Raw genomic sequence first — 22,308 nt, forward strand, 5'->3', positions numbered from 1 at the left:
TAGGCCTTTTTCGATCTTGGTGAGGTCCGCGGCGACGTGGGGATTGTCCACCGGAAGCAGGCCCAGGTGCGCCGCCCGCAAGATGTCTTTGGCCTTCCGGTGTGTCACAGTCCCGGATTTCAGCTTTTTGATCACCTTCTTCACGGTCTGCCCGCCCGCAAGCATGGTGAGGTAGTCCGCCGCCGCCGGAAAGTCATGAGACTCAGGCTTTTCCAGCCATTTCACGCTGAGCATCGCGTTGCTCCCTTCGCCGGCTCCGACATCGACGCAGCCTACCGGTTCGGCCCGGCGAAATTTGGGATCGGTAGCAACCGGAGCGTTCTGTACTTGCGCCAGGACGACGCCATTGGGGCGGCGCACCGAAGGAAGGAACCACAAGTGAAACGTCTTCTCGCAGCTGCGATTGGGACCCTGGGCTGCGCCGCGGCTTCAGTGGCCCTGGTGGGGTGCTCGGGCGGCGGCCACACCGCATCGCCCGCGTCGAGCACGGCGCCCAGCGTCGCCACCGGCACCAACGCTCAGGTCAAGGTGGGCGGTACCGACCTGGCCGGCGTAAACCCCGCGTCGGTGACCTGTGTGCGGACCGGCGGCAGGATCAACATCGGCAGCGGATCCACGGGCGGCGCCCAGCAGGCGCTGGCCGTCGTGATGACCGACGAGGCCACCCCGAAGGTCCAGTCGCTGGCCCTCGTTGTCGACGGCAACGCCCTGGCGGTCAGCGACAACATGGGCGCGAAGGTGGGTTCGGCCAACGTCGCGGTCGATGGCAAGACCTACACCATCACCGGTCAGGCGCAGGGTGCCGACATGAAGAACCCGATGGCGGGAATGATCACCAAGGACTTCAACATCAAGGTGTCCTGCGGCTGATCGGTTGCGGCCCTCGAGCGGCGGACGTGCCTCACTCACGCGTCCGCCGCTCGCGGTTTGCCCACCGGACACCGCCCCCGGACTTATGATGCAGCCGTGTCGATCCCGGATGAATTGGATAAGGCGCGACGCATGGCGTTCGCCGCCGATGAGATCGGGGCACGCGATCTGCTGCTCTCGCTGATTCCGCAAATCGAGCGGGAGGACCGAGACGACCTCATGCTGGAAGCCCTTGCGCAGCTTGGCGAGATCTATCTCGCACGCGGGGCCTACGACGGGGTCCGCGAATCCATTCGCCGCATCCGGGACTGCGTGGCGATCTACGCCGGCATCGTCGCCGGATCGGCCGTCGAACCGCTGCAGCTGTCCGACGCCGAGATCACGCGGACGATCCGGCGGTACTCGCGGCGCGCCCAGTTCCTGCAGGCGGGTCTGGCCGCGGCACTGGGTGACCACGAAGGCGCGGCGACCGAGCTGGCGTCCTTGTGCGACAACGACTCCGGTTCCGGACCCGGGGACCTCGCCGACGAACACCGGTACCTGTGCACCCAGGCGTACGTCCTGTGCGCCACCGCGCTGTGTGACGACGACCTGCATGTCCGATCAGTTCCATTGTGGGAAGAGGTTCTTGACGGCCTTGAGCACGCTAACAGCGGCGGTGAGCGTGCCGACTACCTGTGGATCAGCGCGGCGACCGGGTACGGCAGGTTCTGCGTGGAAACCGGTCGATTGCCAGAAGCCGAGCCGTGGCTGCGCCGAGCCGAAGCGCGCGCGCAAACCAATGGGTGGGAACTAGCCACGGCCAGAGCGCAATTGGAGCGCGCCACGGCGCGCTGGGCGGTAAACGACCATGCCGGCACCGAAGAACTGGTGGGCCAGGCCTATCCCGTCATCGCCCGTTATGACCGGGCCCACGACGTCGCCCGGTGCTGGCTGTACATGGGGCTCGCCCGGCTGGGAGCCGGTGCACTGGAGGCCGCCGACGAATGCTGGGAACACGCCGAACGGCACTGGCGGGAACTGGGAAAGCCACTGCATCTGCACCGTATCCTGTTGCAGCGCAGCTGGATCGCCATCTTCTGGAGCCGCTTCTCGGACGCGGTCGAGCTGATCACGCAGGCCCGGGAGCTGCTGGACTCCTCGCCGCGCAGCAGCTGGCTGCAGTACGCCCAACTCGACAATCATCTCGGCACGGTCTGGCGCGCGGATGCATTGGCGGACCTCGGTTTCGACAGCTCGGGCGATCCCGACGAGACGCTGGAGGAAACCGAGGCACGCCAGGCCGAGGGGCTCGGCGTCCTGCGCGGGGAGGTCGGCACACCGGAGTACTGGCGCGGAATGGCCAAACTCGAGCAGGCCGCCGAGCTCAAGGTGCCGGCCGCCTTGGCGGTCGACTCGGTGCGGTATTCGATCGCCGACGCCGACGCGAGGTCTCGCTGGGCCACCGGTATTTCGGCGCCCATCCTGGCCGGCGCCTTCGCCGTGGCCTGGGAGTGGGAGAACACCGCGCTGATCAGTGAGCTCGTCGAATACCACAGTGCACGAGGGACTTTCGAGGGACTGCAACGACCGCGAATCGGCGACTGGGCCTCGACGGCAATCGCGTCGGTGCCCCTCGACTCCGAAGCGGAGCCGGCCGCGCTGGCCGCCGCAGGCCCATCCGTAGCGGGCGGCGCGTCGCTGACCAGGCTGGGACCGTTGCCGCCCTTGCAGATGCAACCCGGGGCGGCGCCGATCCTGGCTCACTATCGCGCCCTGGCATTGCAGCGCTACGGGCGCGACGTCACCGCGGCCGAGCCTGCCTGGTCCACGTGGCCATGAGTGAGCCGGGCCGGCTGAGGCTGGTGCTGCGATACGCCGACCTTGGGATCGCGACCTACGCCAGCCTGCAGATCGTCGGGCAGCCGTCGAGAACCGTCACGTGGGTATTGGAAGAGCCGCTGCTGCTGGCCGCGCTGCAGGAGCTCGCCGCTGCCCTGCCCGAGCCACACGGAACCGAAACCCGGCGCGACGCCATCGAGCGCGCACTGACAAGCGGACCATTCGCCAAGCCGGACACCGAACTCACGGTCGCCTACATCCTCGGCGTGTTGCTGATCGGCACGCCGGGGTGGCAGCTGTTGGCCGAATGCATGACCTCGCCCAGGGCGGTGCTGTTCGTCTCGCCCAGCGCACGGCTGGCCCGGGTGCCCTGGGGCCTTTTGGCGATTCCGAAATCGGGCCCCAGCAAAGAGGAACTGGTGCGTGCGCGCCAGGACGCGATCACCGCCAGCGGCCGCGCTGCCGCCCAGATCCCTTGGCAGCTCGACAACATCGATCAGTTGACCGACGGACATCGGCTGATGGAGTTGGTTGACGTGCTGATGGCGGTGCCGCCCAACATCGTGCACTCGCCGCGCACGCCGGCCGGGTGGGACGCCCGGCGCGACGAGCCACCGCTGCTGATTCTCGACCCTCGGGTGCCGGGACAACGGCCTGACTCCGCGCTCGGATCGGTGCTGGGCAGGCCCGCACCACACACGCCTGTGGCGCGACACTTCGCCGAACTCATCGAACGGCGACCCACCCTGCCGCATGCCGACACCGTGGTCGACCTGTTTCGCCGCCAAGACGCCGATCGCGCGTGGCTGGCCGGGCTGCTGGCGCAAACCCCTTGCCGGCTGCTCTATGTCGGTCACGCAAGTTCGGCGGACAACCAACACGACGAGGGGACTCGGGCGGACCGGGCGGCCCTTCACCTGGCCGACACCGCGGCTATTCCCGGCGATGCCAACGCAATCGGCGATCACCGCCCGCTGACCGCCTCGGATCTGATGGCCCTTCGATTGCCGATGCCGCCCCGCGTGGCGCTGCTGGCGTGCGGATCGGGGGGTGACTATCAATTCGACGAGGCGACCGGGTTGGTGGCGGCAATGATCCTCAACGGCGCGCAGTTGGTGACCGCCACCTTGTGGTCGCTGCCGACTACGGCCGCGTATCGGCGATTCACCGAGTCGTCCGATGCGCCGGGCTCCGCGCCGGCCGACCCGATGGCCGACCTGGTGGTCGCGGTGGACACTTCGCACGATTCCGCGAAAGAGGCGGGATGCGCGGTGAATCGCTGGCAGCGCGAACAGATGCGGCGCTGGCGTGACGGGGATGTCGGCGCCAGCCCCCTGTACTGGGCCGCCCTGGTCACGTTCGCAGTTGACGGCGCCCGTTAGCACTCACAGCGAGGCCACCCAGGCCGCGTGCACGGCCAGCACGTCGTCGGGCAGCGAAAGCTCCTCGCGTGCCGTCGGATCGAAGGCCACCAGCACGAGCAGGCCCGGCCGCAGCACGGATAGGTCGAGACCGCCGTCGCATCGCGCCAGCTTGCCGATGAACGTCTCCCCGGAGACCGCCACCACCTCGATGAAGGCCTGACGTTTGACCTTGCGCACGGTGCCGACCCCGACGGTACGGTTTCCGGCGTCCCGGTGGCGGCGGGACCTGAGCCATTCGCCCGACAGCTTGTTCATGCGATCAGGGTGCCGCCGCACGCCGGCTACCGAACCCAAGTTCATGGCTGCCGCAAACTTTGCGATGGCCCTATTCTGTGCTGATGAGCGCCGAACCGCAGGTAGCGATCGCCGTGGGAGGTGGAGCGGTGGGCCATCCGCGGCGGTTGGTGATCGAGGCGGCGTGGCGGGCCACCGGGCCGGGCGTGGAGGTGTTCAGCGCTGACGACGGGGGCCCGCTGAGCCGGACCGTCAAGCGCATCATCGACCCGTTGGTGCTGCGCCTGCGGTCCAACCCGGCGTATTCGGCCCCGGTCGTGACGCGCGAGACGGCGGCTGCGATGCACGATCTCATCGTCGGCAGCGGCGCCGAATTGCGCTCGGCCGCAGCCTGGTTCGAGGCACTGAAATTGGAGCGCCGCCGGCAGCGGATTCGCACCGGGAACGCCCAGGAACTGTACTTCCCGGTCTGCTTCGAGCTCGCCGTCACGAAAGGCCCACCCACACCGCAGGATTACGAGACGGCGGCGGCGGTGCTCGGCGACATCCACCGGGATCGCGATCGCACGGCGATCGAGGTCCTGAACCGATACGTGGCGGACACCGAGGTCGTTGCCACGCTGGCCAAGCAGCTCGAGCGCAGTTGGCGCGACGTGCGGGCGGGCGAGGCCGTCATCGATTCGTTCCGGGCCGAGCTTGACACGGTGTTGGGGGCCGCCGGTAGCCACGGCGCCGCGGCGGCGCGTCAGCGTGTCTGGTCGGCGATGATCGCCGATCTCACCCCCTACAACATGGGCGCGCTGGCCCGCACCGACACCACTCGGCTGCCATGGTCGATCGTCGAGCTGGGTCTGAGTTCGATTGCACCGCAGCGTCCTCCAGCGATTTCCCAAAGCGCAGATGGCGATCGTCCGCTGGACCGCAGCGTCGTGGACCGAGTGCGCGCGACTCTGCGGCGCGCCTTGGATCGCGACGCTTTGCCCGAAATCCCATTGCTGTGCGACGAGGAAGTCGACCGCGCCTGTGCGCCGTGGGGGCTGCTGGCCGAAGACAAACAGGCCACGTTGGTGGCCGGCATCGAGGTCGCGGTGCAGCTGGCTCCGCTGGACCCGTCCGCTTCCTGCCGCTACGACTTGGCGACCCAGATCCAGGCGCGGCTTCGCAAGGAGGCCTACGTGTTACATGCCCGGCGCTATCTGGCCGAGAACGGACCGATTCATCCGCGCCAGCAACAGGTGGTCGACGACCTGGCCGCCTACGCCCAGCCGTACCTGAGCCGGCTGTGGGCCCGGCTGCACGGGCGCGACGTCTGGCAGGAACCCTGTGCCGACGTCGACGACGTGCGCGCATTGCTCGACGGGGTGGCGCGCTCGGTGAGCCTCGATCACCGGCAACGGATCAAAGCGATGCTCGAATTGCAGGTGGCCGGATGAGACTGGTTGCTGATTCCGGGCTTTGGAGCACCGGTCCCGTCGACGCCGCGGCCGTCGCGACGCCACTGGTCGCGCTGCTCGAACTCAGCGGCGCGGTGCTCTCCTGGACGATGGACGAGCCCGATGATGCGGCGCCGCACATCACATTCACCGATGTGTCGCGCGCGGACTGGTTGTGGCGGATCCTTGGCGAGGCCGGACATGTCGCGCTGGTGTCGGCCGTGAACGACGCAACCGGGCCGCCGCACAGCATCGAGCTCACCGGCGTCGACCTGGTGGCGGGCTCGGTTTCGCCGCTGCGCAGGCTGGCCACCGGGCATTGGCTGCGCCGGTGGTGGCCGGCCAGCAGACAGGACGGCATCGTCGGCCTGGACCGCGCGCTGCTCGATGCCGAGGTCGCGTTGCTGACCGCCGGGGCGCAGAGCTTCTTCCCGGACGACACGCTCGACTCGGATGTGGCGCAGCTGCTGGAGCCGCACGCCGCCGCGCTGATAAGCCATGTCCGCAGCGATGATTCACGCATCGTCGACCTGGTACGTGCGGGTGCCGGGCTCGCCGACGAATTCGGCGCGGACGGCGATCAGTGGTCCGAATTGATTGCGGCCATTGATGATACGGGCATGAACCTGACGCTGCCGAGCGATCGCCGCGACGATTACGCGCTGGCCGCCGGTGCCGGCGCGGGTCCGCGCGGCGCGGGCGCGATAGCCAGGGGCGTCACGTCCATCGCCTGGAGCGGGGTTCCCCCCGCGATCTTCGACGCCGGCGAGAACACCGTCGAGTGGAGCGTCGAGGCCAGCGGCAAGGCGGTCGTCGCCGTCGTGCAGGCGGCGGTCATCGGCCCGGACCCGGCGGACGGCATCGCGGTGCGGCTGCGCTCGGCGGCCATCCGCGGCACCGGCACACTGGACGCGACCGGGCGCGCAAGCCTTCCGCTGCAAGTCAACCAACGGCACGCCCTGACGGAGTCGGCGGCGTGGGACCACGATTGGTCGATGACATCGGTGGTCGTCGGCGTTGAAACGCCGGAGGTCCCCGAGACACGGGAGCGGGTACGGCGGTGGGCGCGGGCGCGGCAGAACCTGCCACCGCGAGACGCCTTCCTGGCCGAAATACTGGCTGCAGAATCTGCCTATTAGGCCTACTAAGAACCCCGGTCATTCCCTATGCTGAGCGAGTGCCAAACACCTATCGCGTCGTTCAGTGGAACACCGGAAACGTCGGCAAGAGCTCGCTGAAATCGATCGTCACCAACCCGACCCTGGAATTGGTCGGCTGCTACGCCTGGTCGCCGGAGAAGGCCGGTCGCGACGCCGGCGAACTCGTCGGGATTCCGCCGCTCGGCATCGCGGCCACCAACGACATCGACGAGCTGCTGGCGCTCAAGCCGGACTGTGTGGTCTACAACCCGATGTGGATCAACGTCGACGAACTCGTCCGCATCCTGTCCGCGGGCGTCAACGTGGTGACGACGGCCTCGTTCATCACGGGGCACAATCTCGGCGACGGCCGCGACCGCATCTTGGAGGCCTGCGAGAAGGGCGGTTCCACCATCTTCGGGTCGGGTGTCAGCCCGGGCTTCGCGGAACTGTTGGCCATCGTGTCGGCCATGGTGTGCAACCGGATCGACAAGGTCACCGTCAACGAGGCCGCGGACACCACCTTCTACGACTCGCCGGAGACCGAGAAGCCCGTCGGCTTCGGTCAGCCGATCGACCACCCCGACCTGCCGGCGATGGCCGCGAAGGGCACGGCCATCTTCGGCGAGGCCGTCCGGCTGGTGGGCGACGCGCTCGGAATCGAGCTGGACGAGGTGAAGTGTGTCGCCGAGTTCGCCCAGACCACCGAAGACCTGGTCATGGCTTCCTGGACCATCCCCGCGGGACACGTCGCCGGGACCTACATCAGCTGGCAGGGCATCGTCAACGGCAAGACGCTGATCGACCTCAACGTCCGGTGGAGGAAGGGGCAGACCCTGGAACCCGACTGGAAGATCGAGCAGGACGGCTGGGTCATCCAGGTCGACGGGCAACCGACGGTCACCACCAAGGTCGGCTTCCTGCCGCCGCCGTATTTCGAGGCTACGACTCTCGAGGAGTTCATGGACCTCGGCCACATCATGGTGGCCGTGCCCGCCATCAACGCGATCGCCGCCGTCGTCGCCGCGGCGCCGGGAATCGCCACCTACGCCGACCTTCCGCTGACACTGCCGCGCGGCAACGCGCACCTCGGATAGCCGGGATCAACCCTCGCCCGCCGCCACGGCGTCGCGGACGTTCACCCGTCGCCGAGCGGGTCTGGCGTAGCGGGCGCCCAGCGGCGGCACCTCGAGTGGGCCTTGGTCGCGGACCGTCTCGATGGCATTGCGCAGCGGATGGGCAAGGCCCGCAAAGGATCCCATGTCGAACAGCAGCGGCGTCAGCAGCCGGTTATGGACGAACCCGAAGGAGCTGCCCGTCTCGGGGTCGGCCCAGCCGAGCGTTCCGCCCAGGCCGACGTGACCGAATCCGCGGAGTAAACCGGGAACCGGCGACTCGTGATAGCCCAGGTGAAAAGGCATGGGCACCACCATGTTCGCGTCGGGCCACTTGCGGCGCGCCTGCCCGGCCAGTCCGCGCGCCAGGTCCTCGGACAGAAACTTCTTCCCATCGATGCGGCCGCCGTTGGCCAGCACGCCGAACATCTTGGCGAGCCCACGGCCGGTGACCACGCCGTTGGCGGCGGGGATCTCACCGTCCAGGAACGCGGTGTCGCCCTTGATCAGGGAGATGACGCCGGGGAAGTACATCGCGCCCAACGCACCGGAGAATGGCAGACCGGCCACCCGCGGTGCGATGAAGTTGAACACCGGTGCGCGCAGCCTGCCCTGCGGTATCAGAATCTGGGCCGGCGTCGTCGGTGAGCCTTCCGGCGGGCGGCCCAGATGCAACCCGTCGGTGTTGAGGGGACGCGCCACCTCTTGGCGGATCAGCTCGCGCATGCCCTTGCCGGTCACCGACCTGGCCAGCCCGGACAGCAGCCACCCGTAGGTGAGCGCGTGGTAGGCCTGCACACCGCGCAGGTGGTCGACCGGCGCCGCCGCCAGCCGCTCCTCCATGAGCAGGTGGTCCATCAGCTCCGTCTTGGTGACCCCGCGTAGGTGCGACAACCCGGACCGGTGCCGCAGGACGTCGCGCACCGTGATTTCAGCTTTCCCGTTGGCGCCGAACTCGGGCCAGTATTCGGCGACGGGGGCGTCATAGGACAGCAGGCCACGGTCGGCGAGCCGGTGAATCACCGTCGACGCGACGCCCTTGGTCGCCGAGAACACCATGGCACCGGTGTCCGCGGTCCAGCGTTGGGTGCCGGCCCGGTCCGACCACCCGGTCCAGACGTCCACGACGGGGACCCCTTCGATGTAGACGCTCAGCGCTCCCCCGCCGAACCGGCGACCGGGAAACAGCTGGGAGAACATCCTGATGGCGCGCGCGAAGCGCGGGTCGGCAGCACCGGACACACCGCGCGGCAAGCCAGCGTCGGTCACCAGCAGAGTCGACGGCGTCACCGCGTCGCGACGCCTCGAGCTTTCACGAGCATGAAGCTATCAGTCGTCCGGGGGCTCGGGCTCGATACCGCGTGGTTCTTCGGTGGGTGACTCCCCCAGATACCGCCTCAGCCGCAGCAGCTGATTGACCACCATGCCGATGCCGAGCAGCATCAACACCACCACTACTGCCACCACGATCGCGGTGCTCACCCGTCCATGATGACAGGGCGGGGGTTTCGATAACTCTCGTTGAGGGGTAGCCAACACGCCATGAGCAACGAAGACAAGGTGAAGAACAAGATCGAGGACCTCGGGGGACGGGCCAAGGAAGCCATCGGCAAGGCGACCGGAGACCCTGACACCAGGGACGAGGGCAAGGCGGATCAGGCGAAGTCCAGCCTGAAGGACGCCGGCGAAAAGGTGAAGGACGCCTTCAAAAAGTAATGAGCAATCGCAAGGCCGCCGCGTCGGCGGTCCGGCTGGCCCTGTGGGCGCTGTCGGCCGCGGCGGTGGCGGGCTCGGTCGTGTCGGCCGCACCCGTTCCCGCCGCGGCGGCCGAGCCGTGTCCCGACGTCGAAGTCGTTTTCGCCAGGGGATCCGGCGAAGCGCCCGGCGTCGGCGGGATCGGTCAGCCGTTCATCGACTCATTGCGCTCGCAGGTCGGCGGCCGATCGCTGACCGTGTATCCGGTCAATTACCCTGCCAGCACTGACTTTTCGAGCCCTGACTTCCCGCTGACCGTCATCGACGGTATCAGGGACGCCAGCGCGCACATCGAATCGATGGCGACGAACTGCCCCAACACCAAAGAGGTGCTCGGCGGCTACTCGCAGGGCGCCGCGGTGGCGGGCTACACCACCTCGGCCGCCGTGCCCCCAGGCGTGCCCGCCTCCGCGGTGCCCCCTCCGATGCCGCCGGACGTCGCGAAGCACGTCGCCGCCGTGACGTTGTTCGGCACGCCATCGGGTCAGTTCCTGCGGAAGTACAACGCGCCGCCGCTGACCATCGGGCCGTTGTATCAGCCGAAGACGCTCGAGTTGTGCGCGCAGGGAGACCCGGTCTGCGGCAACGCCGACACCAACGACTTCGCGGCGCACACGTCGTATCCGGTCAACGGCATGACAAACCAAGCTGCCAACTTCGCCTCGAGCCACCTATAGGTTTTGCAGTCTTGCAGAATGAGCCCATGCGGGTTCTGATCACGGGTGGTACCGGTTTTGTCGGCGGGTGGACCGCCAAGGCCCTCTCCGATGCGGGGCACTCCGTGCGGTTCCTGGTCCGCAACCCCGACAAGCTGCAAACCACCGTCGCCAAACTGGGCGTCGATGTGTCGGACTTCGCCGTCGCCGACATCACTGACCGCGTCGCGGTGCGCGAGGCGTTGCGGGGATGCGACGCTGTCGTGCACAGCGCCGCTCTCGTCGCGACCGACCCGCGCCAGACGCCCGAGATGCTCGCCACCAACATGCAGGGCGCCCAGAATGTGCTGGGCCAGTCCGTCGAGCTCGGCCTGGATCCCATCGTTCACGTGTCCAGCTTCACCGCGCTGTTCCATCCGGACCTGGAGACGCTAACGGCGGACCTGCCGGTGGTGGGCGGGGCGGATGGATACGGAACGTCCAAGGCGCAGGTCGAGATCTACGCGCGGGGCTTGCAGGATGCGGGTGCGCCGGTCAACATCACCTATCCCGGCATGGTGCTCGGCCCGCCGGTCGGCGACCAATTCGGCGAGGCGGGCGAGGGTGTGCGCGCGGCCGTGCAGATGCACGCGATCCCCGGGCGCAGCGCCGCGTGGCTGATCGTCGACGTGCGCGATCTGGCCGCGCTTCACGCGGCGTTGCTCGAGCCCGGGCGCGGTCCACGGCGCTACACCGCCGGTGGTCATCGGGTGCCCGCGGCGGACCTCGCGCACCTGATCGGCGAGGTCGCCGGGACGCCGATGGTCGCCGTCCCGATCCCCGACACGGCGCTGCGCGTTGCCGGCGCGGTGCTGGATCGGGCGAACCGTTTCCTGCCCTTCGAAACGCCGTTCACCTGGGCGGGAATGCAGTACTACACGCAGATGCCGGCGTCCGACGATTCGCCGAGTGAACGAGACCTCGGCATCACCTTTCGGGACCCCAAACTGACCGTTGCCGACACGTTCGAGGCAATGCGCGCCGAAGGCGGCTAGCCGCGGCGAGCCTCAGCCGGCGGGCTTGATTTCGACGGCGACGTGCACCTTGTCGATGCCGCCGCGCACGATCGAGTGCGCGTAGAACCAGGGCGCGTGATACCAGTACCGTTTGAGGACGGCGTTGTAGACGCGTCGCGTCTCGGACTTCGGTAGCACCCGGGCTTTCGCTTCGACCTCGTCGCTCTTGGGCTTGCCCAGCGCCCCGCTCTTGGCGATGGTCACCCGGGGAGTGTTGTTGATCCGCTTGGTTTTCCACGAACCGTCGTCGGTGATCACCAACAGCGTGTCGTCGCCGTCGGGCACGCCCCAGATCGGTGTCGGTTTCGGACGCCCATCCTTGGTGAATGTCGTCAACAGCAAGTACTTGGACTGAATAACGTCCTTGAAGCTGGGGGCCACGCGCGTTCCCTATCTCTGAATGGATTGCCCCAACCCTATCCCCGATAGTTAAGAAACTTAAACTTGACTCCTACCGGCGCAGTTCATGACGTTGCGGCCGAAATAGATTGGCTGACCGTGTAACTGTCGATCCCCTCGGTACCGAGTTCGCGGCCGTACCCAATGTTCTTGACCCCGACGAACGGCGCCGCCGGATCCATGACGTAGCCCTCGTTTACGCCGAAGGTGCCCGACCGCACCCTGGCCGCCAATGCCGCGGGGTCGCGCGAGTGGCGCGATACCGTTCGTCGCGTCGAAGACCTCGGGTACACAACGCTTTTCCTCGCAGACCACTACCTGGGGCCCGGGCCCGCGCAACGCGAAGCGCGCACCCCACGCCAAGACCTGGCACCGATCGCCGCGATCGCGAGGCCGTGCTGACGAGGCTGGCGAAGTCGACGGGCATCGCCCCCGACCTGTTACACGACCATCCGAATGTGCTGATCGGTTCGTTGGATCACGTTGTCGAGATGCTGCATTCGCGCCGGGAAACCCAGGGCGTCAACTACGTCACGGTGCAGCAATCCCAGATCGAATCCTTCGCGCCCGTAATCGACCGCCTGCACGGACGCTGAGCCTTGACCCCCGTGACCCGAGGTGCAAGCATGTCAGCTACCCGGTTTGGGCGATCGCTCAAACCAGCGGGCTGACGGTTTCTCGGAAATGAGACGGCTCAATGGCAGAGCGAACCAGATACAGCGAATACCACGATCAGTACGCGAATTACCGGCTCGAGCTCGACCAAGACGGCATCCTGCTCATGCAGTGTCACACCAACGGTGGCAGCCTGGTGTGGGACTGGCGGGCACACGACCAAATGTCGGACGTGTTCGGCGATATCGCGGGTGACCGCGAGATCAAGGTGCTCATCCACGCCGGGACCGGCGAGAACTACAACGCCAACTGGGGACGCCTGCCCAACGGCGATCCAGTCGAAAAGCGCGACTATCTCCTCATGCCGGGGACCCGCGGTTTGCTGAAACTCGACGAAAAAACCTCAAGCAGAATCGCATCCCGGATTCCGGCGCCGCCTTCGTCGAGATGGTCGCCGAACCGGCCGTGTGATAGGACCACACTGTGACGGCATCCGAACGACCTAAGGCGCGTGACTCGACGACGCGCGACATGCTGGTGGCCGCGACGAGTCAGATCATGCTCGAAGAGGGCTACGCCGCTGCCACCTCGCGCCGGGTGGCCGCCAAGGCCGGTGTCAAACCGGCGCTGGTGCATTACTACTTCCCCACGATGGACGACCTGTATCTGGCCGTCTTCCGCCGCGGCGCGGCCGTGTACCTGGAGCGCCAGCAGACGGCGCTGGCGTCGGACCGGCCGTTGCACGCCTTCTGGGATATCCTCATCGAGCCCAAGGACACCCGGCTGCTGCTGGAATTCATGGGACTTGCCAACCACCGCAAGGAGATTCGAGCCGAGATCGCCGCGTGGTCCGACCGGTGGCGCGAGCAGCAGATCACCGCGCTGAACTTCATCATCCGCGAACACGACATCGACACCGACGAGTTCCCGCCCGCGGCCATCGCGGTCTTCATCGCCTCGATCGGCCGCACCCTGATCCTGGAAGAAGGGCTGGGCTCCTCGGGTGGCCACGAAGCCGCCATCGCCTTGGTCAACCGGCTGCTGGACCGGTTCGAGATGCCCCAACCCAAAGCGCGCCGGGACCGCGGCGCGAAGTAGGAGGCCCGCGATGGCGCTGCCCGCTTTGGTTCTTGTGCACGGCGGCGGGCTCGCGGCCGATTCCTGGGAACTCACCATCGATGAGATCCACCGGTTGGCACCGGAGTTGACCGTGGTTGCCCTCGACATGCCGGGACGAAGGAACAAACCGGGAGACCTGAGGAAGATGACCATCGCCGACTTCGTCGACTCGCTGGTCGGCGACATCGAAACCACCGGCTTGAAAGAGATCGTCATCGCTGGTCACTCGATGGGGGCTATGCCGCTGCCCGGGGTCGCCGCCAAGCTTGGAGCGGCGCGGGTCCGCGAGATGATCTTCGCTGCCAGCTTCCTTCCACCCGAAGGTACGTCGATCGTGGACAGCTCACCGTGGCAAATCGCGACCATCGCCCGGTACAGGGCGAAAACAAACGTGCCGACGCCAACGCCGAAGTGGTATGCGCGATTCGTGTTCCTGAACGGGGTTCCTTCGCATCGCCGCCGATTCATGACCGGCAAGCTCTATGCCGAGTCACTGCGCATTCTCACAGAGAAGGTATCTCGACGGGGGATGCCCGACGACATTCCCCGCACCTGGATCCTGACTCGGCGGGATCGCGCCCTCGCCCCGAAGCTGCAGCGTAAATACATTGACGCGCTCGGTGGTGTACAGACAATCATCGAGATCGACACCTGTCACATGGTGATGGTCAGCGAGCCCGAACGGTTGGCAGAGATCCTCGTCGGGCGCTGCCGGCTCTACGCGTAGCCCTCAGGGCAACACGACCGGCAGCCGCTCCCAGCCGCGCACGGTCGACGTCGACGCCAATTGCGCGGTGTCGTAATCGATGTCCCATTCGGGCCACCGGTTGAGGATCTCATCGAGCGCGACGCGGCCCTCGAGGCGAGCCAGGTTGGCGCCCAGGCAGTAGTGCACACCTTTTCCAAACGTGATGTGTGAGATGTTGTCGCGGCGAATGTTGTAGGTGTCCGGATCGGCGTAGCGGCGGTGATCGCGATTGGCGGCGCCGAACAGCAGCAGCATCGCGCTACCGGCCGGGACCGTCGTGCCGTAGCACTCGAAATCCTTTGCCATCCAGCGCGCGACGTGTGGACCGGTGGGTTCGAATCGCAACGTCTCGTCGATGGTACGGGTCAACAGTGACCGGTCCTCGTAGACTTCGCGGCGCTGGTCGGGGTGCTCGGCGAGCACCTTGGCCAGCCAGCCGATCAGGCGGCCGGTGGTCTCGTTGCCCGCGCCGGCGACAACCTGCGTGTAGTGCAACACCTCTTTGCGAGTCAGCTTGCGGTGCACCCCGTTCTCGTCATCGAATTCCACGTTGAGCAGCGTCGTCATCAGGTCATCCGAGGGATTTTTGGAGCGCCAGTCGACGTAGTCGGCATAGATCCGGCCGTCGGCGATGGAATCGGCATTAGCGACCTTCAACGGCGCACCCGGCTTGGTGCGCAGGTTGGCGTCATTGGCGTCGCGCACCGAGATCTGTTCGGATTCCGGGATTCCCAACAGCATGCCGATCACACGCATCGGCATCATGGACGCCAGCTCGGCGATGATGTCGAATCCGCCGGAACCGACCAGCGGATCCAGGCAGCGTATGCAGTATTGCCGAATCTGGTCCTCGAGGGCGGCCATCCGGCGGGGGGTGAACACCCGCGACATCAGGCCGCGCAGCCTGGAGTGCTCCGGCGGGTCCTGAAACATCATGACGCCCCCGGGCATGTCGAATTTCGACTGGACGAGCTCGAGGATGTCGCTTCGCCTGTTGGAGAACGTCTCCCAGTTGGCCAGTCCGTATTCGACGTCGGAATGCCTTGACAGGGCCCAGAAATCGTAGCGCTCGTTGTAATAGATCGGCGCCTCGTCGCGCAGCCGCGCGTAGATCGGGTAGGGGTTGGCATTGATATTGACGTCGTAGGGATCGTAGTAGACGTCGGTGTCATTGGTGACGGTCATCGATGCTTTCCTTACTTCAGGCAGCAGCCGGCATCGACCGGCAGCGCAACGCCTTTGATGTATCGCGCTTCGTCGGAGGCCAGGAACAACACGGCATTGCTGATGTCCTGGGCGGTGACCCACGGGATCGGCGGCGTGTGGAAGGTTTGGCAGATGTCGACGGCGATGATGTCGGCACCCTCCCGCGCGAGCCGGACGGCGTGGCTTCTGCCCTGCCCCCGTGCCGCACCGGTCACGAATGCGACCTTGCCGTCCATGCGGCCCATGGCATCCTCCACCCGACGACTTTGGGCGATCGCCCAAACCTGTGGTGCAGGCCCTGTCTAGCAGCATCGCGACGAGTCCGTCAAGACCGCAGTGCGGCCGACCATGTGCCGTTCATCGTGGGGGCCGCCGAGAGATGATGGTCCGGTGGCGAATGACAAAGCGGCGACCGGGCTTCTGCTGATCGATCCCTACAACGATTTCATTTCTCCGGGCGGGAAAGTGTGGGATCGGTTGCGGGGCGTCATCGAGGGCAATGACTGCGTTACGCATATGCGGCAGGTACTCGACGCCGCCCGCGGCGCGCACCTGCGCGTCTTTTATGCGCTGCACCGTCGCTACAGGCCGGGCGACTATGAGTCCTGGAAATACGTCGCACCCGTGCAACGAGCGGCCTGGTCGCGCAAGACCTTCGAATACGGCAGCTGGGGCGGCGAGATCCGTCCCGGGTTTGAACCGCAACCGGGCGACATCGTCGCGCATGAACATTGGTGTTCGAGCGGCTTCGCCAACACGGATTTGGACCTGCAACTCAAGCGTCACGGCATCGAGCGGGTCATCGTCATGGGTCTGATCGCGCATACCTGCGTCGAGGCGACGGTTCGATTCGCCGCCGAGCTCGGTTATGACGTCACGGTGGTCCGGGATGCCACGGCCGATTACTCGGACACCGAAATGCGCGCCGCCCTCGACGTGAACATGCCCAATTACGCCTCGGCCGTCGTGACCGCCGACGAGGCCGTCGCTGCGATCACCGCTCTTTAAGGCGAGGTCACGGGGCGGTACAACCCCGTGAAGATTTGCGACACGGGTGTGAAGGCTTCGTTAAGACCGAGGCACGACGGCCGCCGGACCTGCACCGTAGGGCTATGACACTCGCCGCCACCCGCGACGGTGCCTCGCGTTGGACCCAGGCGCCGCTGCGTGCCGTGCCCGGCGCCGCATCGGTTCGAGTCACGGCCACCTATGCGGTCATCCTGCTCGTCATCTATCTCATCCTCGCGACGCTCGGTCCGCATGCGCACCAGGTCGCGGTAAGCCGAATGAGCACCAACGTGCACAACCTTGCGCGCGGACATCTGGGCACCTTGATCGGGAGCGCATTCGTCAACGACGGCGGTGACCTGTTCTTATGGCTGCCCGGGCTCGCCTGCCTGCTGGCCTTGGGCGAACTCATGTGGTGCGGCCGGGGATTGCTCCTGACCTTCGCCGTCGGCCATATCGGCGCCACGTTGATCGTCGCGGTCGGGCTGGTCGCCGCGATCGAAACGGGGATGCTGCCGGTCTCGGTCGCCCGTGCCAGTGACGTGGGGATCAGCTACGGCGCGATGTGCGTGCTCGGCGCGTTCACGGCAGCGGTCCCGGCGCGCTGGCGCGGAGTCTGGGCAGGGTGGTGGCTGGGCACCGCGGTGGTGGCGGCCGCGGGTGCGGACTTCACCGCCGTCGGCCACGTGGTGGCGTTGCTGCTCGGCATGGGAATGTCCTACCGACTGCGCCCGGCCGCTTCATGGACGCCCCTGCACCAGGTCCTGCTCGTGGTGGGTGTGACGTTCGGCTATCTCTTGCTCGCCGGGCCTTCACTGCTGGCACCAGCCGGTGGGCTGGCCGGCGCGCTCATCGGCGTGGTCGGCAATCGCTCGCTAGTCAGAGGGCCCCGTCAGTGCGTCGACGTGGTAATGGCTGGCGGTCCAGGGCGGTGAGTCCGCGGTAGGCGTCAAGGTGACCGTCACCTGTGCCTTGCCCGAGGTGGCCGACCGCGGCACCAGGTAGGTGTCGTCCAGCCACCGGTGAAAGGTATTACTGCGCGGCTGCAACCAATTCCCGGTCGGCGCACCGTCGACCGCAACGTCGGCCGATTGGAAGCCGGTCGCTTGATCCGATGTGCGGCGCAACAGGATGCCGCGGTTGTCCGGATCGATTTGGACGTGAAAGGTGATCGCGCCCTGGGCAGTACGCACCGAGCCCACGACGGGCAGGGTGTCCTGAGTGCCCTCGTATTCACTGACCAGTAGCTGATCCATTGCGTCGGAATCGTTGTAGCCGTGCAGGACTCGGTTGATCGGATCGGTGGGGCTGACGTCGTCTCCGCCGGCGACAACGGCGTCCGGCTGTGTATAGAGGAATGCGGTTGAGCTGTAGTCGGGTTGGACCATGTTCCTCTTGCCGTGCTCGATGCCGAAGCGGATCGCGGAGTGATAGCCGATCGCGTCGGCCAGCATGATCCGGTAGACGGAGACGCAGTAGTCGGCGCATCCGCCCGTTGCGGTGCGCTGATCGGGTTGGCCGTTTAGGGGGTCACTGAAGTGGGTGCCGTTCTTGAAGTACCAGCCGCCCTCGTAGAGGTCTTCGGTGCCGGTCCCGTACCACTGCGGCGATGCGGACCCGTCGGTGTAGACCCGTTCGGCGCCTTCGAGAAAGTAAGGAGCGTTGTCACTGAATGCCGTTTTGGTTCGGTAGCCGTGAATGGTTTGACTGACGCCGACGAATTTGCCGTGTCCCTGTTCTTCGGCGAACACCCAGTCCTGGCCGGGGGTCGTCGGTCCGGCGTGTGAGCGCGCCGTGAAGTAACCGGCGCGGCCGCTGGTCAGCGCAGGCGCCCACTGAGTGTCGGGGGTGGTGACGACGTCGCTGTCTATCCCTGTCACCGGGTCGGTGCCTGAGTTGACGAGGCTTACGCGGGCCGACTCGGCGAAAGGCATTGGCCACCAATCACTTAGCACCAGCGACCCATCGGGCGCCACGCTGGTCGCGAACATCAGCGATCGCACGGGGTTCGCGCCCAGTCCGGCGCCGAAGAATTCCCCGAGCGGGGAGTCGACCATGGTCTTGCCGTCGAACTCAATCTGCAGCCGCAATCCGGTCAACTGTTGGGCCGCCGGTTCGGGCAGCTGCAGCCTCAGCGCCGAGATGCTGGCCGATCCAGTCGATTCGGCGATGGTCTGCCCGGCGCCCGCGGGGAGATCGATGACTCGATTGGTGTGGGCGGCACTGGCTGCCGCAGGTTTGGGGTCGGCCGCGCCGGCCGACCGCAGCGTATCCAGCACATCGGACGCGGGATCCGATGGTGAGAACGCGTTTATCCCGTCGGCGTCGGGAAACTGGCGGTAATCGACGTGGTAATACTCCAAATGGGACGTGACGCTGACCCGCATCGACCGCCGATACGGCATCGGCACCTTGATGTAATCGCCTCCCGGCGATTGAGCGGCGTTGGCCACCAGCGGCCACACGAACGGGGCGCCTAAGTTGCCGTCGACCAGCGATTGCAACGGAGTGTCCACTACGGCCTGCCCGTCCAGCTCGATGCGAATGTTGCCGAGCGCGCGAACATTGCCGCCATCGCGGGTCAGCCAGATCGAATCAATCTCTCCCGCACCGTGATCCTCCGCGATGATGCAGCCGGCGCCCCCAGACGCCAGACACCCGCCACTGCCGTTGCGATTGCCCGTGGAGATGTCGAGATCGCCGCCGCTGCGATCAAAGCTCGACACCTGCAGAGTCTGCGAGCCGGGGTGCAAATACGGCAACCGGTCCAACCGGCGGTAGGTGTCCCAGCCGACCATTCTCTCATTGGAGTGGTTCGGGCCGGGTGTGGCAGGCTCCGCACCGGCCGCCCCCGCACCGGAAATCGGCAATAGCAGCGCGAGTACCGCGGAACACACCCGCGCTGCCAGCGGCATCCAGCTAGCCCTTCTCGGTTTTAAGATCTCGATCCCGGCTGGGCTGCACCCTCTTCGGCTCGCCCGGCATTTTCGGGTAGTTCGGCGGATACGGCATGTCACCAAGTCCGCGCTCTTCGTCGTTCTCGGCCATCGCCAACAAGGGGGCGATCGATTGAACCGCGTCATCCATTGCGGCCCAAGGGTTTTCTCGGTTCCTGACCAGACCGGGCACGGTTGCCATGGTGTAGTTGTCGGGCTCGGAGCCGGCCAGCTCCTCCCACGTCAGTGGCATCGATACCGTCGCGATCGGGGTGCGCCGCACCGAATATGCCGACGCCATGGTGCGATCACGCGCGTTCTGGTTGAAGTCGATGAAGATGCGCTCGCCGCGTTGCTCCTTCCACCAGGATGTGGTGACGGCGTCGGGCGCACGGCGCTCGACTTCGCGGGCCAGGGCGATGCCGGCGCGGCGCACTTCGATGAAGTCCCAGTCGCGGGCGATCCGCAGGAAGACGTGGATTCCGCGACCACCCGAGGTCTTCGGGTATCCCACCAGACCGAGTTCGTCGAGCAACGGCCGCAGCACGTCGACCGCGACGGTGCGCGCCTGCTCGAAGGCGACGCCGGGCTGCGGGTCCAGATCGATGCGCAGTTCGTCGGGATGGTCGGTATCCGGGCAGCGCACCTGCCACGGGTGCAAGGTGACCGTGCCCATCTGTGCCGCCCACACGACCGCCGCCGGATGGGTCACCTTCAGCGCGTCGGCCGTCCGCCCCGACGGAAAGGTCACCTGGCACGTCTGCAGGTAGTCGGGGTGATGTTGCGGGATCCGTTTCTGGTAAATCTCCTCGCCGTCGACGCCGTCCGGGAAGCGCTGCAGATGGGTGGGCCGGTCGCGCAGCGCGTCGAGCATCGGACCGCCCGCGACGGCACGGTAGTAGTCCACCAGGTGTCGCTTGGTGCCGTTTGACCCCAGTTTGGGGAAGTACACCTTGTCTGGATTGGTCAGGCGCACCGCGATGCCGTCGACGTCGAGCTCTTCTGCAGCAGCCATGCCTCCGATTCCAGCACAATCAGGCTATGAACCTCCCTGTCATGCCGCCGGTGTCGCCGATGCTGGCGAAGTCGGTGCGCTCAATTCCCCCTGACGCGTCCTATGAGCCCAAGTGGGACGGTTTCAGGTCGATCTGTTTCCGCGACCGCGATCAGGTCGAGCTGGGCAGCCGCAATGAGCGGCCGATGACGCGCTATTTCCCGGAACTGGTCGCAGCGGTCCGGGCCGAGCTGCCGGAGCGCTGCGTGATCGACGGCGAGATCGTCATCGCCACCGGGAATGGACTGGATTTCGAGGCGCTGCAACAACGCATCCACCCGGCCGACTCGCGGGTGCAGATGCTCGCCAAGGCCACGCCGGCGTCCTTCATCGCGTTCGATTTGCTCGCCCTCGGCGACGACGACTACACGCGACGCCCCTTCAGCGAACGGCGCGCCGCGCTGGTCGACGCCCTGGCGGCCTCGGGGCCCTCGATCCATGTCACACCGGCAACGACCGATCTGGACACCGCGCAGCGCTGGTTCGACGAATTCGAGGGCGCCGGCCTTGACGGCGTGATTGCCAAGCCGCTGGACATCACGTACCAGCCGGACAAGCGGATCATGTTCAAGATCAAGCACGAGCGGACCGCCGACTGTGTGGTCGCCGGCTATCGGGTGCACAAGTCCGGCGCCGGCGCCATCGGTTCGTTGTTGCTCGGTCTTTATCAGGATGATGGCCAGCTCGCGTCGGTCGGGGTGATCGGCGCGTTTCCCATGGCCGAGCGGCGGCGGCTGTTCGACGAATTACAGCCGCTCGTCACCGATTTCGAAGATCACCCGTGGAATTGGGCCGCGCATGAAGCCGGCGAGCGGACACCTCGTAAGAACGAATTCTCGCGCTGGAACGCGGGTAAGGACCTGTCGTTTGTGCCGCTGCGGCCCGAGCGAGTGGTCGAGGTCCGTTATGACCACATGGAAGGCCGGCGGTTTCGGCATACCGCGCAGTTCAATCGGTGGCGTCCGGACCGCGAACCGCGCTCGTGCACCTACGAACAGCTCGAACAGCCGGTGACCTTCAGCCTCGGCGAGATCGTGCCGGGACTCGGTTCGGTCTAGGTTGGCGGCCGATTCCCGGCTAGTTGGTTGTCGGTGGTGGTTGGGGTTGGAAGGGTTGGTACCACCACCAGTCGGCGCGCGCCGGTAAGGGATCTGATGAGCACTACGCGCAGCTGGCCACCGTCGCCACGGTCAACCAGCTGCGCACCGCGGTCAAGTTGGAACCGCGACCCGAACCCGAGGCGGGGCCGCAACCAGAGCGGTCGATCACCAAGACCGCCGGCGAGGAGTTCAGCTGTTGGCGGATCACCCTTCCGCACCTGGATGCGGCGAAGTTCGACGCGGCGTTGGCCTCGCATCGTGATGCGCTGATCGCGCAGTGGAAGCGCGAGCACGGTGAGGGCGCCAGCGCTCAGGCGCCGCCGGTGCCGGGCACCGCCGAGGCGTTTATGTGCCTGGTCGAGGCCGGGTGGGATGCTGAGGCGGCCCGGCGCCCCCACGGGCAGCACACCACGGTGGTGGTGCACGTCGACGTTGAAAAGCGCGCCGCGGCGCTGCATCTGGGTCCGCTGCTGTCCGACGCCGAACGTCGCTACCTGAGCTGTGATGCCACGTGTGAAGTATGGTTCGAACGCCACGGCGAGGTCATCGGTGCCGGGCGGGTGACGCGGGTCATCACCCGGCGGCTGCGCCGCGCGCTCGAGCACCGCGACCGTACGTGCG

General features: G+C 66.6%; 24 protein-coding genes and 3 pseudogenes. 17 read left to right on the forward strand and 10 right to left on the reverse strand.

Annotated elements, in window-relative coordinates; all coding sequences use genetic code 11:
• A pseudogene (locus tag A5652_RS28340) lies at window positions 1-378 on the reverse strand (hypothetical protein); the annotation flags it as partial.
• Window positions 379-411: 33 nt separating this feature from the next.
• On the opposite strand from A5652_RS28340, the gene A5652_RS05385 reads away from it, so the two are divergent.
• From A5652_RS05385 to A5652_RS05395, 3 genes are all read left to right on the forward strand, one after another.
• Entirely contained in the window at window positions 412-870 is a 459-nt protein-coding gene (locus A5652_RS05385) for a lipoprotein LpqH (RefSeq protein WP_197513773.1), read from the forward strand.
• 96 nt (window positions 871-966) lie between these two features.
• On the forward strand, window positions 967-2,691 hold the full coding sequence (locus A5652_RS05390) for a hypothetical protein (RefSeq protein WP_067347392.1): 1,725 nt from the start codon (window positions 967-969) through the stop codon (window positions 2,689-2,691).
• Window positions 2,688-4,073 carry a CHAT domain-containing protein gene (locus A5652_RS05395; protein WP_067347445.1) on the forward strand — a complete coding sequence of 462 codons (1,386 nt, stop codon included), beginning with the start codon at window positions 2,688-2,690 and terminating at the stop codon, window positions 4,071-4,073. Before A5652_RS05390 ends, A5652_RS05395 begins: the two co-directional genes overlap by 4 nt.
• 3 nt (window positions 4,074-4,076) lie before the next feature.
• Here the strand turns inward: A5652_RS05395 and A5652_RS05400 are convergent, their stop codons facing one another.
• A complete protein-coding gene (locus tag A5652_RS05400) occupies window positions 4,077-4,409 on the reverse strand; it encodes a hypothetical protein (protein WP_067347447.1) in 333 nt (110 codons plus the stop codon).
• A gap of 44 nt (window positions 4,410-4,453) precedes the next feature.
• Here A5652_RS05400 and A5652_RS05405 point away from each other — a divergent pair, with 44 nt between their 5' ends.
• From A5652_RS05405 to A5652_RS05415, 3 genes are read left to right on the forward strand one after another with little or no spacing between them, the layout of a single operon-like run.
• Window positions 4,454-5,782: a hypothetical protein gene (locus A5652_RS05405; protein ID WP_067347395.1), complete on the forward strand. Its 1,329-nt coding sequence runs from the start codon at window positions 4,454-4,456 to the stop codon at window positions 5,780-5,782.
• Entirely contained in the window at window positions 5,779-6,921 is a 1,143-nt protein-coding gene (locus A5652_RS05410) for a hypothetical protein (protein WP_067347399.1), read from the forward strand. Before A5652_RS05405 ends, A5652_RS05410 begins: the two co-directional genes overlap by 4 nt.
• A gap of 38 nt (window positions 6,922-6,959) precedes the next feature.
• Window positions 6,960-8,018: a dihydrodipicolinate reductase gene (locus A5652_RS05415; RefSeq protein WP_067347402.1), complete on the forward strand. Its 1,059-nt coding sequence runs from the start codon at window positions 6,960-6,962 to the stop codon at window positions 8,016-8,018.
• 6 nt (window positions 8,019-8,024) lie between these two features.
• Here A5652_RS05415 and A5652_RS05420 read toward each other — a convergent pair whose 3' ends face one another.
• Both A5652_RS05420 and A5652_RS28015 read right to left on the reverse strand, forming a co-directional pair.
• A complete protein-coding gene (locus A5652_RS05420; protein ID WP_067347404.1) occupies window positions 8,025-9,326 on the reverse strand; it encodes a serine hydrolase domain-containing protein in 1,302 nt (433 codons plus the stop codon).
• 39 nt (window positions 9,327-9,365) lie between these two features.
• On the reverse strand, window positions 9,366-9,518 hold the full coding sequence (locus A5652_RS28015) for a hypothetical protein (RefSeq protein WP_197513771.1): 153 nt from the start codon (window positions 9,516-9,518) through the stop codon (window positions 9,366-9,368).
• 60 nt (window positions 9,519-9,578) lie between these two features.
• Here A5652_RS28015 and A5652_RS05425 point away from each other — a divergent pair, with 60 nt between their 5' ends.
• Genes A5652_RS05425 through A5652_RS05435 form a run of 3 tightly spaced genes read left to right on the forward strand, consistent with a single transcriptional unit; the run spans window position 9,579 to window position 11,481 of the window.
• Window positions 9,579-9,752 carry a CsbD family protein gene (locus A5652_RS05425; protein ID WP_067347407.1) on the forward strand — a complete coding sequence of 58 codons (174 nt, stop codon included), beginning with the start codon at window positions 9,579-9,581 and terminating at the stop codon, window positions 9,750-9,752.
• A complete protein-coding gene (locus A5652_RS05430) occupies window positions 9,752-10,468 on the forward strand; it encodes a cutinase family protein (protein WP_067347410.1) in 717 nt (238 codons plus the stop codon). The genes A5652_RS05425 and A5652_RS05430 overlap by 1 nt, the downstream gene beginning before the upstream one ends.
• Window positions 10,469-10,494: 26 nt before the next feature.
• Complete coding sequence (locus A5652_RS05435; RefSeq protein ID WP_067347412.1) at window positions 10,495-11,481, forward strand: SDR family NAD(P)-dependent oxidoreductase; 987 nt, start codon at window positions 10,495-10,497, stop codon at window positions 11,479-11,481.
• 12 nt (window positions 11,482-11,493) lie between these two features.
• On the opposite strand, the gene A5652_RS05440 is transcribed toward A5652_RS05435, so the two are convergent.
• A complete protein-coding gene (locus tag A5652_RS05440) occupies window positions 11,494-11,883 on the reverse strand; it encodes a PPOX class F420-dependent oxidoreductase (RefSeq protein WP_067347415.1) in 390 nt (129 codons plus the stop codon).
• 83 nt (window positions 11,884-11,966) lie between these two features.
• A pseudogene (locus A5652_RS26455) lies at window positions 11,967-12,137 on the reverse strand (aldehyde dehydrogenase family protein); the annotation flags it as partial.
• A gap of 159 nt (window positions 12,138-12,296) precedes the next feature.
• Between A5652_RS26455 and A5652_RS28345 the strand changes: the two are divergent.
• The 4 genes from A5652_RS28345 (at window position 12,297) to A5652_RS05465 (ending at window position 14,362) form a co-directional block, all read left to right on the forward strand.
• On the forward strand, window positions 12,297-12,497 hold the full coding sequence (locus A5652_RS28345) for a hypothetical protein (RefSeq protein WP_067347421.1): 201 nt from the start codon (window positions 12,297-12,299) through the stop codon (window positions 12,495-12,497).
• 101 nt (window positions 12,498-12,598) lie between these two features.
• Window positions 12,599-13,003: a hypothetical protein gene (locus A5652_RS05455; RefSeq protein ID WP_232001094.1), complete on the forward strand. Its 405-nt coding sequence runs from the start codon at window positions 12,599-12,601 to the stop codon at window positions 13,001-13,003.
• Window positions 13,004-13,047: 44 nt separating this feature from the next.
• Window positions 13,048-13,614 carry a TetR/AcrR family transcriptional regulator gene (locus A5652_RS05460; RefSeq protein ID WP_067347424.1) on the forward strand — a complete coding sequence of 189 codons (567 nt, stop codon included), beginning with the start codon at window positions 13,048-13,050 and terminating at the stop codon, window positions 13,612-13,614.
• A 10-nt stretch (window positions 13,615-13,624) separates the two neighbouring features.
• A complete protein-coding gene (locus tag A5652_RS05465; protein WP_067347427.1) occupies window positions 13,625-14,362 on the forward strand; it encodes an alpha/beta fold hydrolase in 738 nt (245 codons plus the stop codon).
• Window positions 14,363-14,365: 3 nt separating this feature from the next.
• Here A5652_RS05465 and A5652_RS05470 read toward each other — a convergent pair whose 3' ends face one another.
• Both A5652_RS05470 and A5652_RS28910 read right to left on the reverse strand, forming a co-directional pair.
• Window positions 14,366-15,568, reverse strand: a complete 1,203-nt coding sequence (locus A5652_RS05470) for a cytochrome P450 (protein WP_067347430.1) — start codon at window positions 15,566-15,568, stop codon at window positions 14,366-14,368.
• 11 nt (window positions 15,569-15,579) lie between these two features.
• Entirely contained in the window at window positions 15,580-15,834 is a 255-nt protein-coding gene (locus A5652_RS28910) for an SDR family oxidoreductase (RefSeq protein WP_255361805.1), read from the reverse strand.
• A gap of 145 nt (window positions 15,835-15,979) precedes the next feature.
• Between A5652_RS28910 and A5652_RS05480 the strand changes: the two genes are divergently transcribed.
• Together A5652_RS05480 and A5652_RS05485 are read left to right on the forward strand one after the other, a co-directional pair.
• Complete coding sequence (locus A5652_RS05480) at window positions 15,980-16,597, forward strand: cysteine hydrolase family protein (protein WP_232001095.1); 618 nt, start codon at window positions 15,980-15,982, stop codon at window positions 16,595-16,597.
• Window positions 16,598-16,701: 104 nt separating this feature from the next.
• Window positions 16,702-17,532 carry a rhomboid-like protein gene (locus tag A5652_RS05485; protein WP_082983779.1) on the forward strand — a complete coding sequence of 277 codons (831 nt, stop codon included), beginning with the start codon at window positions 16,702-16,704 and terminating at the stop codon, window positions 17,530-17,532.
• Here the strand turns inward: A5652_RS05485 and A5652_RS05490 are convergent.
• Together A5652_RS05490 and ligD are read right to left on the reverse strand one after the other, a co-directional pair.
• Window positions 17,473-19,512 (reverse strand): glycoside hydrolase family 172 protein, encoded by a 2,040-nt coding sequence (locus A5652_RS05490; RefSeq protein WP_067347436.1) that lies wholly within the window; start codon window positions 19,510-19,512, stop codon window positions 17,473-17,475. The genes A5652_RS05485 and A5652_RS05490 overlap by 60 nt on opposite strands.
• 4 nt (window positions 19,513-19,516) lie before the next feature.
• A complete protein-coding gene (gene ligD, locus A5652_RS05495; protein ID WP_067347439.1) occupies window positions 19,517-20,548 on the reverse strand; it encodes a non-homologous end-joining DNA ligase in 1,032 nt (343 codons plus the stop codon).
• Window positions 20,549-20,574: 26 nt separating this feature from the next.
• Between ligD and A5652_RS05500 the strand changes: the two genes are divergently transcribed.
• Entirely contained in the window at window positions 20,575-21,645 is a 1,071-nt protein-coding gene (locus A5652_RS05500; RefSeq protein ID WP_067347442.1) for an ATP-dependent DNA ligase, read from the forward strand.
• A gap of 71 nt (window positions 21,646-21,716) precedes the next feature.
• Window positions 21,717-22,308, forward strand: a pseudogene (locus A5652_RS05505) (DUF222 domain-containing protein); the annotation flags it as partial.

This window comes from Mycobacterium sp. 1165178.9 (genome assembly GCF_001673555.1).
Classification (GTDB): Bacteria; Actinomycetota; Actinomycetes; order Mycobacteriales; family Mycobacteriaceae; genus Mycobacterium.

What these genes read in the sequence shown, in the direction of transcription:
- A5652_RS05395 (WP_067347445.1), top strand. Translation starts at nt 2,688, where the DNA reads ATGAGTGAGCCGGGCCGGCTGAGGCTGGTGCTGCGATACGCCGACCTT.
- A5652_RS05405 (WP_067347395.1), top strand. Translation starts at nt 4,454, where the DNA reads ATGAGCGCCGAACCGCAGGTAGCGATCGCCGTGGGAGGTGGAGCGGTG.
- A5652_RS05410 (WP_067347399.1), top strand. Translation starts at nt 5,779, where the DNA reads ATGAGACTGGTTGCTGATTCCGGGCTTTGGAGCACCGGTCCCGTCGAC.
- A5652_RS05425 (WP_067347407.1), top strand. Translation starts at nt 9,579, where the DNA reads ATGAGCAACGAAGACAAGGTGAAGAACAAGATCGAGGACCTCGGGGGA.
- A5652_RS05430 (WP_067347410.1), top strand. Translation starts at nt 9,752, where the DNA reads ATGAGCAATCGCAAGGCCGCCGCGTCGGCGGTCCGGCTGGCCCTGTGG.
- A5652_RS05435 (WP_067347412.1), top strand. Translation starts at nt 10,495, where the DNA reads ATGCGGGTTCTGATCACGGGTGGTACCGGTTTTGTCGGCGGGTGGACC.
- A5652_RS05455 (WP_232001094.1), top strand. Translation starts at nt 12,599, where the DNA reads ATGGCAGAGCGAACCAGATACAGCGAATACCACGATCAGTACGCGAAT.
- A5652_RS05460 (WP_067347424.1), top strand. Translation starts at nt 13,048, where the DNA reads ATGCTGGTGGCCGCGACGAGTCAGATCATGCTCGAAGAGGGCTACGCC.
- A5652_RS05465 (WP_067347427.1), top strand. Translation starts at nt 13,625, where the DNA reads ATGGCGCTGCCCGCTTTGGTTCTTGTGCACGGCGGCGGGCTCGCGGCC.
- A5652_RS05470 (WP_067347430.1), bottom strand. Translation starts at nt 15,568, where the DNA reads ATGACCGTCACCAATGACACCGACGTCTACTACGATCCCTACGACGTC.
- A5652_RS28910 (WP_255361805.1), bottom strand. Translation starts at nt 15,834, where the DNA reads ATGGGCCGCATGGACGGCAAGGTCGCATTCGTGACCGGTGCGGCACGG.
- A5652_RS05485 (WP_082983779.1), top strand. Translation starts at nt 16,702, where the DNA reads ATGACACTCGCCGCCACCCGCGACGGTGCCTCGCGTTGGACCCAGGCG.
- A5652_RS05490 (WP_067347436.1), bottom strand. Translation starts at nt 19,512, where the DNA reads ATGCCGCTGGCAGCGCGGGTGTGTTCCGCGGTACTCGCGCTGCTATTG.
- ligD (WP_067347439.1), bottom strand. Translation starts at nt 20,548, where the DNA reads ATGGCTGCTGCAGAAGAGCTCGACGTCGACGGCATCGCGGTGCGCCTG.
- A5652_RS05500 (WP_067347442.1), top strand. Translation starts at nt 20,575, where the DNA reads ATGAACCTCCCTGTCATGCCGCCGGTGTCGCCGATGCTGGCGAAGTCG.